Here is a 14,728-nt window from a genome sequence, read left to right on the forward strand (position 1 = left end):
TCCCATCACCGGGCCCATTTGCGAGCGAGAGATTGAAGTCGAGGACGCAGGCGCAGAAACACCCGGTACGCCTTCTCCAACGCCGCAAGGACCCGGGGGATGCGTGCGGCCAGGCCCAGTGGGCGCAACAGCGGAATAGCCCGCCACATCGCCGCAAAGGCCGCCGCACCCGACAGCAGTCTTCCGTTTTCCGTCGCATGGAATCGCGCCAACAGCGCCTCGCGATCCAGCGGGCACGTCGTTTGACCGTCCGACACATCGACGAAGCGGATCGCGCCGCGTCGATCCAGCCGACGCATCAGGGCGATCTCGCGTCGGCACAGGGGACAGCCGCCATCATACCAGACGAGCAAGGGTGTCATGACGGTCGAAGGCTCTCGGCGACGGCGAACGGGCTCGCCATCCTATACGGCCGTCCTCTACAGTCTGGATCGCAACCCGCCTCGACAGGTGTCCGATGACGATTGAATCCACCGGCCGACATCGCTTGCCGCCGCTCGCCCGCATCCTGGGTTTCGCCGGCCTGCTGCCCCAGGCGGCGGCAGTCGCCGTTCTTCTTGCAGGCAATGCGGACCAGAAGACCACCGCCCTCGGCCTGGCCTATGCCTACGCCGCCCTGATCTTCAGCTTCCTGGGCGGCGTCTGGTGGGGACTAGCGGCCGCGACGGGCATGAAGGCGCCTAGATGGGTCTGGATCGCCTCTGTGGCGCCCTCGCTTCTCGCGCTGGCGACCAGCGTCGTTTGGGCGGCGGGTTCCGATCCGGCCGTGTCGCTGGTCGTGCTGGGCGTCTTCATCGCCGCCAGCGTCCTGGTCGATCTGAAGCTGAAGGCGGCGGGACTGACGCCCGAGGGCTGGCTGGCGCTGCGGGCGCCGCTGTCGATCGGTCTGGGCGTGCTGACGCTCGTCGCCGGACTGATCTGAAAACATCTCAGGCGGCGGGCAAAAAAATCGGGGCCTGCCGCAACCGACAGGCCCCTGATTTTATTCGTCTCGACTTGGAGCGGGCGAAGAGATTCGAACTCTCGACCCCAACCTTGGCAATGTTGGGGATCAGCATTTCCGGGCTTTTCAGCACGTTCCAAAAATCAGTTTTGTATGTTGTTTTAACTAGGTTTTCTTGTTTATCCGGTTACGGAGCGTTTCGCCCGGTTTCACTTGAGTTGGTAGCGGAGTGGTAGCGGTGGCTCGGAAATGAGCGTAGATTTCCATCGCCATGACGAAGCAAAAACTCACCAAGCGCGTGGTTGAGAGCGCGCCCGTTCCGGAGAGCGGCGAGGGTCGAATTTGGGACAGCGAGATCGCAGGCTTCTGCCTCCGGATCTATCCCGGGACCGAAACCCGACAGGGCCATGCCGCCAAGCCTGTCCGAAGGATGTTCGCCATCAAATATCGGGTCCGCGGGATCCAGCGCTGGCTGACGCTTGGCGAGCATGGGGATGGGCCGGACAAGCTCACGGCGGATCGGGCTCGCAAGGAGGCGGCGTCGGTGGTGGTCGATGCGCGGCGCGGCATCGATCCCGGAGAAGCCCGCAGGCGCATCGAGGGCCTCACCGTCAAAGGCCTGGTCGAGTTGTATCTGGAGAAAGGGCCGGACGACAAACCGACCAAACGGGATTCGTCATGGGCCATGGACCGGACCAACCTCGAGCGCCACGTCGCGCCCCTGCTTGGGAAGATGGCGCTTGATACGGTCACCCGCGACCACATCACCGGGATGATCCGATCGATCACGGCCGGGAAGACCGCCAAGGATGTAAAGACCAAATTTCGTGGTCGATCCATCGTGAAGGGCGGAGCAGGCATCGCTGACCGCACCTATTCCACCCTGCGGGCGACCTTCAACTGGGCGATCGATAAGGGCCATTTCGCCGGCCCGAACCCCTGCGCGAAGGTCGAACGCAAGCGCCGACCGGCGGTCGAGCGCTTCCTGTCCGAGTCCCAGGCCCAGGACCTGATCGCCGCGCTCGACGCTCTGGAAGCGGATGCGACGATCTCCGAACGGCAGGGCGCGGTCTATCGGCTTCTGCTTCTGACGGGTGCGCGGCGCAACGAGATCGCTGGTCTGCGCTGGACGGAGGTCGACTTCGACCGGCGCCGGCTCGTGCTGCCGCCGAGCCGCACCAAGGCCGGTGGGCGCACGGGGGATCGTCGGATCTCGCTCAACGACATGGCCTTCGGAATCCTGCAGCGTCTCTACAAGACGCGCGGGCGAAGCCAGTTCGTCTTCCCGGCCACCAAGGGCGACAACGGATATGCGACGTCCGAGTCCAAGATCTGGCGCGACAAGGTGCTCCCCAAAGCCAAGCTGGAAGGCGTGCGCATCCACGACCTGCGCCACAGTTTCGCAAGCTTCGCCTTGGCTGACGGGGCCAGCCTCCCGATGATCGGCAAGGCGCTGGGACACGCCAACAGCCGCGCTACAGAACGGTACGCCCATTTGAGCGATGACCCAGTTCGGGCGCTTGCGGAACGGATTGGCGAGCGCTTCAGTCCTAAGGTGACTTAGCAAGCGTCTCTCTGATGGGCAGGTATGCCATAAGGATCCAATCCGAGTTTGACAGGCCGCAAGTTACGACACTCAGGGCGCCCCAATAGGCCGACCAATAAACCTGCAATTTCGATCAATCCGACCCTTCAGCATTGGCTGGATGTCTCGGGCGGAAGAACTGGGCATATCGCGAAGTCGAACACGCTATCGCGGCCGCACGCGTCACAGGTCCATTGGAAACCCTGGCGGATCTCGTCGGGAAAAATCCGATGGATACCGTCGCAATTCTCGTGTGCGCATGGCGCTGGAAAGGCTTTCGTTGTCCATTTTCCCTCCCCGTCCTCCTCGAAGAAGACGAGATGGTCAGCGCCGCAGGCTACGCATTTTGCAGGAAACTGACCTGCTTCGTCGCGCGGCAAGCGTTTGCGCATGTCCTCGCCACATCTGAAGCACGGGCAGTGAGAGAAGGTCCCCATAATGAAGGAGGTCTTCGCTGGCGTGACGACAGGATCGAGTTCCTCAACCAAGGCTTCGCATCGCCGCCGCAACTTTTCGAAATCGGGGCCGCCCTTTTCATTTAGCTGCTTCAGGGTCGGGAAGTGCAGGTAGCTCCCAATGGCGCCGTAATTGTCCTTCAACGTCGCTTGGCGGATGGGCTGCTCGAAGAAGACAGCGGCGCGCGCGTCATCCACTCCGGGAGCCAGGTTGCGGGCGATCTTGACGGTCTGTGGAGTATCGGCCCGAGGGTCGATTTCAAGAAGCAGCCTCAGAACCTTAGGTGGCTGCCACGTCTCATAGACGCTGGGCGGGACATCTCGCCTGTAGTCGTGCAGCCGGTCGTAAGCGATCGCCTCGAGCGTCAGGCGCAGTTCCAAGGCGGCATAGCGTAGCGCCTGGTCGTCACCTTGGGCCAGCAGCGCCTTCGCCCGCGCAAGTGCCTGACGGGCCTCATGACGGAACTGCATGCTCGCCCTTTCCGGAAAACAATGTCACAGGTGCCACCGATCTGTGACGTCGCCGCAGGAATGACTCCCTCGGAGCTGGAGGCCCCCCATCAGGTCGCGGGCTTCCGCATAAACAGCCTCCATCGGTTTGCCGCCCTCGCCGCTCTGAACCCAGTGCTGGACACGGTCGGCCAACTTGACGGACAGAATTTCACTCAGGAGGTCGCCAAAGGGCGCCGGGAAGTTCTGATCGCGCATCGCGCCCTTGAGCAGGATTCCGACCGTCGGGGTGACGGCGATCAGTTCTGCGCCTCGATAAAGCTTGTCGTCCGTCAGACCAAAGAAGCCGGATCCGCACGGATGGTGGATCAGGCCGCGCTTGTGCAGCCGCTCGATGCGCACCCGCGGCAACCCGGAGATCCAGTAAGGAAACTTCGGCTCGCCCGGCTCAATGCTCATAAGGAAAAACGGGTCGAAATCCTCTTCCCAAGAAATCCGCCCTGCTTCTTGCTCCGCGTCGAACGCCACCTTCATCTCGGCCACTTCGACCAGCCAGCCAAGCAAAGTGAGATGGCTGTAGCCAGTAGTTAGATGCTCGCTGTGAATCCGAAGGATCGGCAGGTTATCTCGCTTGCAGAGCTCGTCCTTCTTGGCGTCTCGCTCCCGCTGGCGGACACTTCGGTGCGACGCTCCGTCGAACTCGATCGCGTAGACCGGGTCACAGTCATTGCGACAGATCACAAAATCGAAGTGCGCTTTTAGCGCGTAGGTCTTGAGGTCGCCGGTTGCCCCGACCTCGTCGGGATCAATCACGTCCGCGACCCGAACTTTCGGAAAAATGGACAGGCCGAATCGGTCGGCGACCGGCTTGACCGCGTTGTGGGTCATCTGCTCGTAATGATCGAAAAGGCGTTTCACGGCCGGCTCCGGGTTGACGCGTCAGCCCTAGCACGGCGAGAACATAGGGCGAACCGCACAAAGGGATTGATCCTCCTGTGCGCGACCGTTGCGCGGTAGTCGCGCGATACGGCCACCCGCGATTGCGGCCTAGCTTTGCCGTATCCATATCTCCGATGGTCGAGTTTTCGACGGGATGGGGGTGCCGCACATGGCCACTGCAAACTATTGGCTGAGCTTCATGGTCGCGACTGAACGTTCTGCAGCGAAAGGCGTCGAGTCTCTTCGCCGCCAGTCGATCTATGCGGCCGTCCAGGTCTTCGACTCGGGCTACTGGGACGAGACGACCTCGTTCATTCTGTTCGAAGCCGATGATGACATCGACGTGGTCGGCAAGGCGGTGGTCGCCGGCCTCGATTCTGATCTCGACCTCCTGATCCTCCGAAAGGTGTCAAGCGCGAGCGCCCGGTACTGGGGCAAGGTCACGCAGCCAACCTCTCTGGGCGGCTACGTCGCAAACATCGCCCGCTTGCGCTGATAAGGACGCCCCATGCCTGATCTTACACAGGGGCACGCTCCGCCCGCCTATTGGCAGCAGTTCGAAGACCTGACCGTAGGCGCGGCCCGTGTCGTGTTCGGCGACCCGACGCCGCAGAAGGTCGGGCGGCAGGGCCAGAGCCAGAACGGACTCGACGTGCTCGTTCAGGCGGAAGATGGCCGCACAATCGGCATCCAGTGCAAACAGCGCGATGAGCGCGACGCGGACAATGTGCTTCTGGCTGGCGGGGCCATCACGGTCAAGGCGTTGACGGACGCTGTCCGGCGCGCCGAGAGCCATCCGGCGAAACTGGACCTGTTTATTCTCGCGACGACGGCCAAGCCGGACCGGGCAATCCAGAACAAGGCGGCCGCCATGGCGGCTGCCCGCAAGAAGGTTGGAAAGTTCGGTGTCCTGACCTGGTCCTGGGGCGACTATGACGCGGTCCTGAATCGCGATGCACGGCTGCAGGATGAATATTATCGGACCGTCGCCCAGGGGCTCACGGCGCCCGAGCGCGATCAGAAACTGCTCGGGCTTTTCGCGGTCGCTTTTGATCGTCCTGCGTTTCGCGACCCGTTGAGCTGCGAGCATGCCGACAATTTCAAACAGGCCCTAATCGACACTCAGCGCCTTCTCGCGACCGGTGATCTTCTCGACAGGGAGGGGAGACGGGTGCAACGGGCTATTGGTGGGGTTCGCACGCTCAACGATGACGATCTTCGTCTTGGAGCTGAGGCTCTCGCCGGTGAGCTGAACGACTTCAGGACCACCTTGCTGAGAGCCGAGCGAAACGGCGATGTAAGCCAGCACAATGACTGGCTGATGATCCCGAACTTCGCGGTTCAACAGGCTTTGGAAGACAAGCGGCGTCGCGTGGTCACAACCTTGAATCGATTGCTCCTTGCCGCTGACCTTGCACCGCTCCCGCAACATTCCTGGTGAAAAAGCCGTGCGGCCCTGAAGTACGCGCAGGGCGCGCCAGCGTCCTCAAGGACAGGCATGTGCTTGGGCCCGTTGAGTTGTTCTACCCCGCCTATCTCGTGACATTCTGACGTGCGGGCGCCTGCACCGCCGGTTTCGCTGCCATCAGCCTTGGCGGCATTGTTTGGTCATCCCCTGCTGAAGACAGATGAAAGGATCGCATGGATAAGTACCGCATAGCCCTAACCGAGGCCGAAGAAGCGCTGGTCTCCAAGATCGACCTGCGCCTGTCTCATCGCAATCACGATGAAGCCCATGCCGCCTACAACGCGAATGCCGAACCCATTCTCGCCCTCCTGGCTTCGCTCAGCGAGCGAGACGGCGTGCCGCCCCAGAGGGTCCGCTACTGGAACGATGTCGAATACAATCCCGGCCGGATCAAAGCGTCGAGAAAGGGCGGGTTCGAACGCAATAACTGCCGGGGCGAAGACATCTATACGCACCCGAATTTCATCAAGCACCTTCGCTACATATTGCTCGGCGCCGACTTGCCGGAAGCGCTTATTCTCGATTTCGAGGAACAAGCCGGCAATCCCGAGTGGGTCTCGCTCAGCGACGCTATCCCGCTTGGCAAACACGCCCGCAAACTCGTGCGTCAATACGGTCTGGAGGCCCATCAGGCTTCGGAAGAGTTCTTCAAGTTGTGCCTGGACATGGGTCTGAGCCTCTCGGTCGCCTTGAGCACCATGAAAGCAGTTAAGCAAGCCCGCTAGGCGCTCTCTGCGAGGGGTAGATAAATTGTAAGCTTCGTACTACATATTAGGCCAATCCGTAGTGCGAAGGTGTCAAATGCCTACACCACATACGCCTCCCGCCGCCGTGCGGCGCGTCATGCGAAAGCTCGGCGCGGACATCCACGACGCCCGTCGGCGTCGGCGGCTGCCAATGGCCGTCGTCGCGGAGCGCGCCTTCACGTCCCGTTCGACCCTGCAGAAGATCGAGGCTGGCGACACCAATGTCAGCATCGGCATCTATGCTGGCGTCCTTCAGGCGCTCGGCCTGCTCGACGGTCTGGGCCAGATCGCCGACATCGGCAACGACCCGGTCGGACAAGCGCTGGCCAGCGCGGAACTGCCCAAGCGCGTCCATCTCAAGCGAACAGGCGGATCATCTCGCGATGACTGACTTTGAGGTACATCTCGACCTGGATGGACGCACGCGCCCTATCGGCCTGGCGAGGAGCAATCGCGTTCGAGGCACGGAGACCATCCTTTTCGAATATGATGGCGCGTGGCTCGCCGATCCAGACCGGTTCTCGCTAGAGCCTGCCCTTGCCCTGACCCGCGGTGCCTTCGCCCCTCCTGCCGGACTGGCGACTTTCGGCTCCATCGGAGACTCAGCGCCCGACACATGGGGGCGACGTCTTATGCAACGGGCCGAACGCCGCCTTGCCGAACGCGAAGGCCGCGCCGTTCGCACCCTTGCGGAAAGCGATTACCTGCTCGGCGTCGCCGACGAGACCCGCCTGGGGGCCCTCAGATTTCGTTGGGCGGGCGAAGATATGTTCCAGGCCCCGATCCGCGCCGGCGTCCCCGCCCTGATCGAACTCGGGCGGCTGCTCCAGATCACCGAACGGGTCCTCCGCGACGAGGAAACGGACGAGGACCTTCAACTCATCTTCGCCCCCGGCTCTTCCCTGGGCGGGGCCCGGCCCAAAGCGTCGGTCATCGACCAGCACGGACACCTCTCCATCGCCAAATTTCCGAAGGAGACCGACGAATACAGCATAGAGACGTGGGAAGAGATCGCGCTCCGACTGGCTGGCCAGGCGGGCATCACCACCCCTCACCATGAACTCATTGAGGTCGCCGGCAAGGCGGTGATGCTGTCGCGGCGCTTCGATCGCGCCGGCCCGATCCGCACGCCTTTCCTGTCAGCCATGGCGATGATGGGCGCCAAGGACGGCGAGCGCGGCAGCTACCCGGAGATCGTCGACGCGCTTACGCAACATGGCGCTCAGGGGAAGACCGACGCTCATGCCCTCTATCGGCGGGTCGTCCTCAACGTGCTGATTTCCAATGTCGATGATCACCTGCGCAACCATGGCTTCCTTTGGCTCGGCAAGACGGGATGGTCCCTCTCTCCCGCTTACGACCTCAACCCTGTGCCCACCGACCTCAAGGCGCGTGTGCTGACGACCAACATCGACCTCGATGAGGGCACTTGCTCGCTCGACCTGCTTGAGGCGGCTTCGGAGTTCTTCGGCCTCACGCTGCAGCAGGCCCGCGCCATCATCAAAGAGGTCGCGACCGTGACCGCGACGTGGCGTGACACCGCCAAGGCCGTCGGCGCCCGCTCCGCCGAAATTACCCGGATGGCCAGCGCCTTCGAGCACGATGATCTCAAGCGGGCGCTGGCGCTATGACCCGAACCTTCATCTACAACTTCACGCCGCCATCACTGGACCCGTTCCCGGGCGCGACCATCGCGCTGGACGTCTCCGACATCGAAGACGCCGGCATCCGCGAAGTGCTCCAGACGCCGGGCGCAGCCTATGGCGCCTGGTCGATCCTGGATGCTCTCCTCGCCCCGACCGGCGCGGGCACATCCTTCCTCTTCAGGCAGCCGCTGGGCCAGGCGCGCGAAGTGAAGGTCGCGTTGTCGGGCCTGTTCGGGCGGTTCGTCGCCCGCGCTTATCTCGAACGATATTTTGACCTCTCCGTTTTCGCCCATCTCGGCAACCAAGTGATCGATCTCGATCGCCGCAAGCAGGCCAGGATCAAGCGCCTCGCCCGAGGCGACCTCCCTGACTGGATCGCATGCAAATCCGATCTGACCTCGCTCACGATCGCGGAGGCCAAGAGCTGTCACGACCCGGGAGGCCCCGCGAAAGCACTCGCGCGCGCCTGGACACAAGCCGGGCGCATCGACGTGACGGTCAAAGGCCAAAAGGTCACCGTAAAGCGGATCGCGGTCGCCACCCGTTGGGGCGTGGCCAATTCCAATCCCGCTGATGCTCACCTGTCGGTTCGCGATCCCATCGACGAGGGCGTTCCCATTGATCCGCAAGACAAGGACGCCCCGTTCATCGGGCTGCTCCGCCTGCATGTCGCCAACCTGATCGAGCCCCTTGGCCATGCCGAACTCGCACAGGCGCTGCGCACGCTCACACGCCAGACCTTTCCGCGACCGCTCGCGGTCGCCCGACCGGACCGCGCTGGTGGCTGGATCATCCCGCTCGGCGGGGACCGACACATAATTGGAGGGGTCTGAACCGTGGACACTGGATTTGTTGATCTCGACATCCTCATCACCCGAATTCGGCATCCGCAGTCGAAGGTGTATTTTCTTGATGCGGTGAAAGCCTACAAGGCCGGCGCGCTGCGTGGCGCACTCACCTCAGCCTGGGTCGCCCTGGTCTACGACCTGATCGCCAAGTATCGCGAGCTGAGCGCTATGGGCGATGCGGCCGCCACGGCATTTCTTCAGGCGTGGGACAACGCGACCGTCACAGGCGATATCCCCAAGCTGCTTCAGCTTGAGGGAGGCATCCTCGAAGACGCAACGGCCAACACTCAGGTCGTCAATCGCATCGCCCGAACGCATCTGGAGCGCCTGCGCGAAGATAGACATCTTTGCGCGCACCCGGCCTTCTCGGCCGAGGCGGATCTCTTCGCGCCGTCGCCCGAGCTGGTGCGGCTTCACCTCGTCAATGCGGTCGATCTTGTTCTGTCGCAGGAGCCCTTGCAAGGCAAAGCGATCTTCGAGCTGTACGACATCGACGTGCAGTCGCCCGGCTTTCCAACGGAATACGCGCGCATCCTGGACTATGTCGACCAGCGCTACCTGGCGCGCGTCCGCGCTCAGAACGTCCGCAACTTCGGCACGGTGCTCGCAAAATCCATTCTCAAGGGCGTGCCCGCGCAATGGGAGCCGCTCCATCGCAAGATAATCCCCTCGCTGGTCGCGGTGCGCGAACGCGCCGCTGAGGCCTGGCCGGATATATCGCTGGCGATCGTCAGGCTCATAGACAACCTCGAGCCGGCGAACCGCCCTCGCGCCATCGCGTTCATCGCCGCTTTTCCGGATTTCTGGCCGCAGCTTCAGGAGCCGACTCGGACGGCCCTTCAAGCGACCATCGACAACGCCGACCCCGCGGCGCTCGCTGACTACCGCATTCTGGCAGGCGTGACTGTCCCACAATTCCGCGCCGCGCTACTGCCGCTGATCGCCGGCCTCAATCGGGAAAATTTGGTCGCCGCAATCGCCTCTCAGCCGCTCGCCGACCTCTGGCCTCGGGCGGTCGATCTGTATCAGGCTTCTGGCAGCTGGCGCGGATCAGAGGTGAACTTCAGCGATCTCATCACGCCGTTCGCCGGCCGCCTCAACGGCCAACAGCTTGACCAACTCCTCGATGCCATCATCGACAACGGGCAGAACTGGGATGCGTCCGAAACGGATACGCTTCTGCTCGGCGTGCTCCGCGACGCGGCGCCCGCTGATCGGCCGACCCCTGACGCGCGCAATCGATTCTACCAACACGTTCGCCGCGTGCGCCGTGCCGACAAATACGAAGACGTTCTCACCTTCCTACAGTCCGACGGCTGGGTGCTGCCACCGCTGGAACAGCCGGTCGACGACGAACTGGATTAGAACGCAGGCGCTCAGGAGGCCCACGCACGAAGCAGAATCAGACAGGCAGCTCCGGATCGCCGCGCACCTGGTCATCCAGGCGCCTGAACCCGCCCCAGCAAGAGCGGCAGCTTGCTGTTCTTGAAATCCCAATCCGAAAGTGGCGCGAACCATTCCGGGGCCGCCTCTCCATGGAGCTGGATGACCTGGTCACCGTCTATCGTCTGCGCAGCATAGTAGCGGCTAAAAATGCGGCTGGCCCAGCCTATACCTTCCCAGCCCTGATTGGACGATTCCTCTGGGTTCGCGACAAACTCGACACCCGCGAACTCGCCGCCGTCGGTGACTGCAAGCGGCCCCTCAATGGACCACTCCCCGTAGAGCAGAAGCACTTCCGCAAGCTTGCGGTCCCTAGGATCCGTCAGCTCGACGTCGCCGCTATAGAGTTTCGCCGACCCGATGATGAAGTTGGCCAGCCCCTCCGCGCTCAGCGAACGCGGCATATCGGTCGACGCCCCGAGCACCAGGCGCAGCGGGGCCTTGGTCATGATGATCACCTCGCCGAGCCTTCCGGACTCGTTGGCGATCACCGCATCCTTCATCGTGACGCGGAGACCGCCGTTCGGACGGCGGAAGCGATCCGGAGAGATGACCGTCCAGATGTTCCAGAGCGACCAGAATATCGCCAGCTTCAACGGCGCGCCAACCATGTCCGCGTAGGTCTGGAGCGAGGCCAGATACGCAGCCGTCATTTGCGTTTTCTGCTTGAAGGGCTCCTTGCTTCGGACGTTCTTGACCTCGACGAGCCACTGCTCGCCGTCGTCCAGCACCACTCGGAAATCCGGCGCGCGGCAGGTGTCGGCGGCATGGACGCGGCCAACATCCTCGGTCTTGAGCAATCGAAAGTGGCCCAGGCTAAGCACCGTTGCTTCAAACAGGCGCTCGGTTCGCGAGCCATGAATTAGCGTCGGGTCCGCCAACGCCTCCTCCAGCTTTGGCGTTGCGTCGGCGACAAAGCGTTCGACCAATGACGGGTCGTTCAGCGCGATACAGTGTTCGCGCGCAAATGCGGCTACCGACGCGAGCAGGTCGAAGGCTTTGGTCTTTGGTCGCTCTGGCGGCGGCTGGTCGCTCACAACCCCGTCATCCCGCCGGCGGCTCGACATCCGGCGGGTTCATATAGGCTTGGAAGCCGACCAGATCAGCGTCGCTCGGATTTTCCGCCTCGGGGATGAACCGAATGGTTTCGGCAATGTCGCGGCGCGTGACGTTTCTGATGATCGCGCCGCCATTGCTCAGCTCATACTCCATCGAGCCGCACCAGCGGTTGGGGCGGGCAAGGCCCGGCGCGAACGCAATGGGCTTCTTGTTCCCCTTCTTGCTCACCTCGTGCTTGGCGAGCGCGACGCGGATGAATTCGAGCGTAGTGAAGCCCATCTCCGTCCGCCGCAGGTCGAGGCGCATCTGCTCAACCAGTTCGGGCCGCTCCTGGGCATCACGCAGTTGCTGCGCGCGCAGCTCGCGATCGTAGTGGCGGTATCCTAGGTCTCGTTCGAGATGGGCGGCCTTGAGGCCGATTCCTGAATTCTCGGCGAGCTTGATGACGTCTTCACAGCGCTGGCGCCATGTCCGCAACAGCTCGTAGGCCGCGTAGATCCACATGGGCGAGAGCGCGCCCAGCAACGCGATCTTCCCTCGCGGCGGCTCGTCATCGAACTGGTGGCGCATGACCTCGTGCTCCAGCGCGTTGAGCGAATTATCGACGAGGCAAAGCTGGCTCGCCTGCATGGCTAGGTAAGGGTTGGCGGCAAAGCCGGCCAAGCTCATCAGCGCTTCGTGGAGCTCACTCGTGCCGATCTCAGCGACATCGCGATAACGCGGCTGATCGTCAAATTCGTCGGCGTCCGTCACGTTGTTTCCCCGCCCGTTGTCGCGAACCGATAGGGCGGATCGATCACCGCCATCGGAAGAGTGTCAGCCAAGCCCCAGAAACGCGTTGTCGCCCGGATATAGCAAACGAGGTCGCTCGCGCGGATTCTGAGATGTTCGCTCGCAATCGGCAGCCCTGCCAGGAGATCGTGATAGTCGTTGGCGGCCTCGTCCCATAGCGCCGGCGCGATCGTCTTCAGTTCTTCGCACGACGAACCTTCGCCATGACGCACGACGTTGGCGACCACGAACATCTCGGTCAGATCAGCACCCAACCCGCCGTGCCCGACGTCTATCCCGGCGCGCTCGGCGCAGATCGCCAGGAGCTCCCGGAAACCCCGCGCCTTGGGCATGTCCGTCGCGTCATCGCGATGGACCGCTCGCGCCCATATACTCAGTTGACGCTCGAAGGTCGCAGCGAGGATCAGCGTGAACGCCTTCGCCGCCTCATTGGCGGTGTAGTTGTCGACCTGGGCCGCAGCGCGAACGAGAAATTGATCCATCGTCGCCGCCTCGCCGCTTTCGAGCGACGAATGAACCGGCAGCGCCTCCATCGCGGGCTGGACCACCCGCTCAAACAGTCGCGCAAGGTTGGCCTGGAAGATGCGCGGCAACTGATCCTTGACTAGCATTTTTCGCCCCTTGTCGCCCTGAGTTCGTTCGGTCGCGTCGATCAACGACTTTGCTGGCATGGCCAAACCGCTTGCCCTGAGCAATTCCCGAGAGCTATGCCGGGGTATGGCAACCCTGTTCAAAGATGGAGACGTACGGCGTGCAGTCTATGCACGTATGCTCGGCTCCGCGATGCGCAGCGCTGATACGCTCGTGATCGATGAACTCGGTCTCGATCACGGATCCTGCCGGATCGATATCGCCGTGATCAACGGCCACATCCGCGGGCTAGAGATCAAGGCCGAAGCGGATACCCTGGCCCGCCTTCCGTTCCAAGTCAGCGCTTATGGCGAAGTCGTCGATAAGGCCTCTCTCATCGTGGCCGAACGTCACCTCGACGCGGCTCGGCTCCTCGTGCCCGACTGGTGGGGGGTCGTGCTAGCGCGACGGTGCGCCAACGGTGAAGTCGCGCTTAGGCGAATCCGTGACGAAAAGGTCAACCGCTCTATCGATCCGGTGACACTCGCGCGCTTGCTGTGGCGCCCGGAGATCGTTCAAATGCTACGCGATCTCGGGCACCCGGAGCGCACGCTCAGAGCACCTCGCGATGCTCTGTATCCTATTCTCGCCTCCGCCTTGCCGCGACGCGTGCTAGGCGCGCGGGTCAGGGAAACGCTCAAGGCGCGGGCAGTTTGGCGAGATCGTCCAAGACCACAGTGATATGGTGGTTGGTCGCCACCCACTTCCAGACCGTGGGGTTGCCGCGCTTGGCGGCGCCAGCGTGACAATCCTCGATATAGGCGCTGCCTTCCGAGAACGTTGCGCCGTGGTACTGACCCGAGCTTAGGATCAGACCGCATAGGCCGGGGTAGGCCTGGTTAGTCTCGCCCTTCTTGCGTTTGGAGCGCGCGACCAGCCAGCCGCCGTCCGACACCGCATAGCGTACGTTCGGGGATCCCCGCATAAATCGCATATCCCCTTGGGCGAATTTAACCGCCGCGACCGCATAGTCGCCAAAGGACGGACGTCGTTCCTGGGGCGACTGGGCCGTCACCAAGGCTGCGTAAAGCCGCCACTCTTCGCGCGACACGGTCTGGATCGGGAGTTTGAGCTCGGTCATCGTCTCGGGGAAGGACGCCGCCATAACGACAACGCTACGCGCGGACAGCATTCTCGCGCCGTTCAGGGCGGCGCGTATGACGCCCACAAGCGGGCCTTGGGGCGAATAGGCTGGCGCCCCCAGATCCAGTACGATGTCGAGTTGGGCAATGTCGATCGCCAAGGCTTTGAGCAAGGCATCAACATGATCGTCAAAGTCTGGATCGAGCGCCTCCTCGAGCGTGCACCGCAGGACCGCGCCGTTCATGTCGATAGCATCGATGTCGTGGACCGCCTTCCGGTAGGCAGCGTCGCTCTCGAGGTTGATGACCGGCGTCAACGAGGCCCCAAGCTTGCGGGCCTCATCGAACAGGAACGTCATCGTGTGCCGGCCGTCCGCCATGCGGGTCGCAGGGGCCAACTGGCGGCCGTCGATGAGCGCGGGACGATCGCTCCACTTCTTTTCCAGCTTGGCCGCGAAACCACCGAGGTGGTCGTCGATCTCCTTCTTCGGCCGCCATTGCTCGAAATCGAAGTCCGGCGGCAGGACCTCGATTAGAGGAACGACCGCCGGCTTCAGTCCGGCCGCGAGTTTGAACAGGGCCTGATACTCGCCCATCCGCCAGCGCAGGAGGGGGACATACTGGGTCGGGGCGATCGCCATT

17 protein-coding genes are annotated in these 14,728 nt (G+C 62.8%); 10 read left to right on the forward strand and 7 right to left on the reverse strand.

Annotated elements, in window-relative coordinates:
• Nucleotides 1-5: 5 nt before the first annotated feature.
• Nucleotides 6-362 carry a DUF393 domain-containing protein gene (locus HNP47_RS12365; RefSeq protein WP_184279836.1) on the reverse strand — a complete coding sequence of 119 codons (357 nt, stop codon included), beginning with the start codon at nt 360-362 and terminating at the stop codon, nt 6-8.
• A 95-nt stretch (nt 363-457) separates the two neighbouring features.
• Between HNP47_RS12365 and HNP47_RS12370 the strand changes: the two genes are divergently transcribed.
• Entirely contained in the window at nt 458-922 is a 465-nt protein-coding gene (locus HNP47_RS12370) for a DUF3429 domain-containing protein (protein ID WP_184279837.1), read from the forward strand.
• Nucleotides 923-1,214: 292 nt separating this feature from the next.
• On the forward strand, nt 1,215-2,507 hold the full coding sequence (locus HNP47_RS12375) for a site-specific integrase (protein ID WP_035306125.1): 1,293 nt from the start codon (nt 1,215-1,217) through the stop codon (nt 2,505-2,507).
• A 128-nt stretch (nt 2,508-2,635) separates the two neighbouring features.
• Here HNP47_RS12375 and HNP47_RS12380 read toward each other — a convergent pair whose 3' ends face one another.
• Together HNP47_RS12380 and HNP47_RS12385 are read right to left on the reverse strand one after the other, a co-directional pair.
• Nucleotides 2,636-3,454, reverse strand: a complete 819-nt coding sequence (locus tag HNP47_RS12380) for a hypothetical protein (protein WP_052004755.1) — start codon at nt 3,452-3,454, stop codon at nt 2,636-2,638.
• Between the two features lie 24 nt (nt 3,455-3,478).
• Nucleotides 3,479-4,351 carry a DUF2726 domain-containing protein gene (locus HNP47_RS12385; protein WP_052004753.1) on the reverse strand — a complete coding sequence of 291 codons (873 nt, stop codon included), beginning with the start codon at nt 4,349-4,351 and terminating at the stop codon, nt 3,479-3,481.
• 190 nt (nt 4,352-4,541) lie between these two features.
• Between HNP47_RS12385 and HNP47_RS12390 the strand changes: the two genes are divergently transcribed.
• From HNP47_RS12390 to HNP47_RS12420, 7 genes are all read left to right on the forward strand, one after another.
• A complete protein-coding gene (locus tag HNP47_RS12390; protein WP_035306123.1) occupies nt 4,542-4,868 on the forward strand; it encodes a hypothetical protein in 327 nt (108 codons plus the stop codon).
• A 12-nt stretch (nt 4,869-4,880) separates the two neighbouring features.
• Complete coding sequence (locus HNP47_RS12395; RefSeq protein ID WP_035306121.1) at nt 4,881-5,813, forward strand: hypothetical protein; 933 nt, start codon at nt 4,881-4,883, stop codon at nt 5,811-5,813.
• A 200-nt stretch (nt 5,814-6,013) separates the two neighbouring features.
• On the forward strand, nt 6,014-6,565 hold the full coding sequence (locus HNP47_RS12400) for a hypothetical protein (RefSeq protein ID WP_184279838.1): 552 nt from the start codon (nt 6,014-6,016) through the stop codon (nt 6,563-6,565).
• A gap of 76 nt (nt 6,566-6,641) precedes the next feature.
• Nucleotides 6,642-6,977 (forward strand): helix-turn-helix domain-containing protein, encoded by a 336-nt coding sequence (locus HNP47_RS12405; protein WP_035306118.1) that lies wholly within the window; start codon nt 6,642-6,644, stop codon nt 6,975-6,977.
• A 241-nt stretch (nt 6,978-7,218) separates the two neighbouring features.
• Nucleotides 7,219-8,217: a type II toxin-antitoxin system HipA family toxin gene (locus HNP47_RS12410; RefSeq protein ID WP_231492452.1), complete on the forward strand. Its 999-nt coding sequence runs from the start codon at nt 7,219-7,221 to the stop codon at nt 8,215-8,217.
• Nucleotides 8,214-9,065 (forward strand): hypothetical protein, encoded by an 852-nt coding sequence (locus HNP47_RS12415; RefSeq protein ID WP_184279839.1) that lies wholly within the window; start codon nt 8,214-8,216, stop codon nt 9,063-9,065. The genes HNP47_RS12410 and HNP47_RS12415 overlap by 4 nt, the downstream gene beginning before the upstream one ends.
• Nucleotides 9,066-9,068: 3 nt before the next feature.
• Nucleotides 9,069-10,445, forward strand: a complete 1,377-nt coding sequence (locus HNP47_RS12420) for a hypothetical protein (RefSeq protein WP_146756759.1) — start codon at nt 9,069-9,071, stop codon at nt 10,443-10,445.
• Between the two features lie 71 nt (nt 10,446-10,516).
• Here the strand turns inward: HNP47_RS12420 and HNP47_RS12425 are convergent, their stop codons facing one another.
• Genes HNP47_RS12425 through HNP47_RS12435 form a run of 3 tightly spaced genes read right to left on the reverse strand, consistent with a single transcriptional unit; the run spans nt 10,517 to nt 13,030 of the window.
• Nucleotides 10,517-11,560 (reverse strand): hypothetical protein, encoded by a 1,044-nt coding sequence (locus tag HNP47_RS12425; protein ID WP_035306163.1) that lies wholly within the window; start codon nt 11,558-11,560, stop codon nt 10,517-10,519.
• A 7-nt stretch (nt 11,561-11,567) separates the two neighbouring features.
• On the reverse strand, nt 11,568-12,335 hold the full coding sequence (locus tag HNP47_RS12430; RefSeq protein WP_035306114.1) for a hypothetical protein: 768 nt from the start codon (nt 12,333-12,335) through the stop codon (nt 11,568-11,570).
• Nucleotides 12,332-13,030, reverse strand: coding sequence for a hypothetical protein (locus HNP47_RS12435; protein WP_197019704.1), 699 nt, complete (start codon nt 13,028-13,030; stop codon nt 12,332-12,334). The genes HNP47_RS12430 and HNP47_RS12435 overlap by 4 nt, the downstream gene beginning before the upstream one ends.
• A 13-nt stretch (nt 13,031-13,043) precedes the next feature.
• Between HNP47_RS12435 and HNP47_RS12440 the strand changes: the two genes are divergently transcribed.
• On the forward strand, nt 13,044-13,685 hold the full coding sequence (locus HNP47_RS12440; protein WP_146756758.1) for a sce7726 family protein: 642 nt from the start codon (nt 13,044-13,046) through the stop codon (nt 13,683-13,685).
• Here HNP47_RS12440 and HNP47_RS12445 read toward each other — a convergent pair.
• Complete coding sequence (locus HNP47_RS12445; protein ID WP_035306113.1) at nt 13,642-14,727, reverse strand: beta family protein; 1,086 nt, start codon at nt 14,725-14,727, stop codon at nt 13,642-13,644. The two genes, HNP47_RS12440 and HNP47_RS12445, sit on opposite strands and share 44 nt — an antisense overlap.
• Between the last annotated feature and the right edge of the window lies 1 nt (nt 14,728).

The sequence above is a fragment of the Brevundimonas vesicularis genome (assembly GCF_014204545.1).
Classification (GTDB): Bacteria; Pseudomonadota; Alphaproteobacteria; order Caulobacterales; family Caulobacteraceae; genus Brevundimonas; species Brevundimonas vesicularis_B.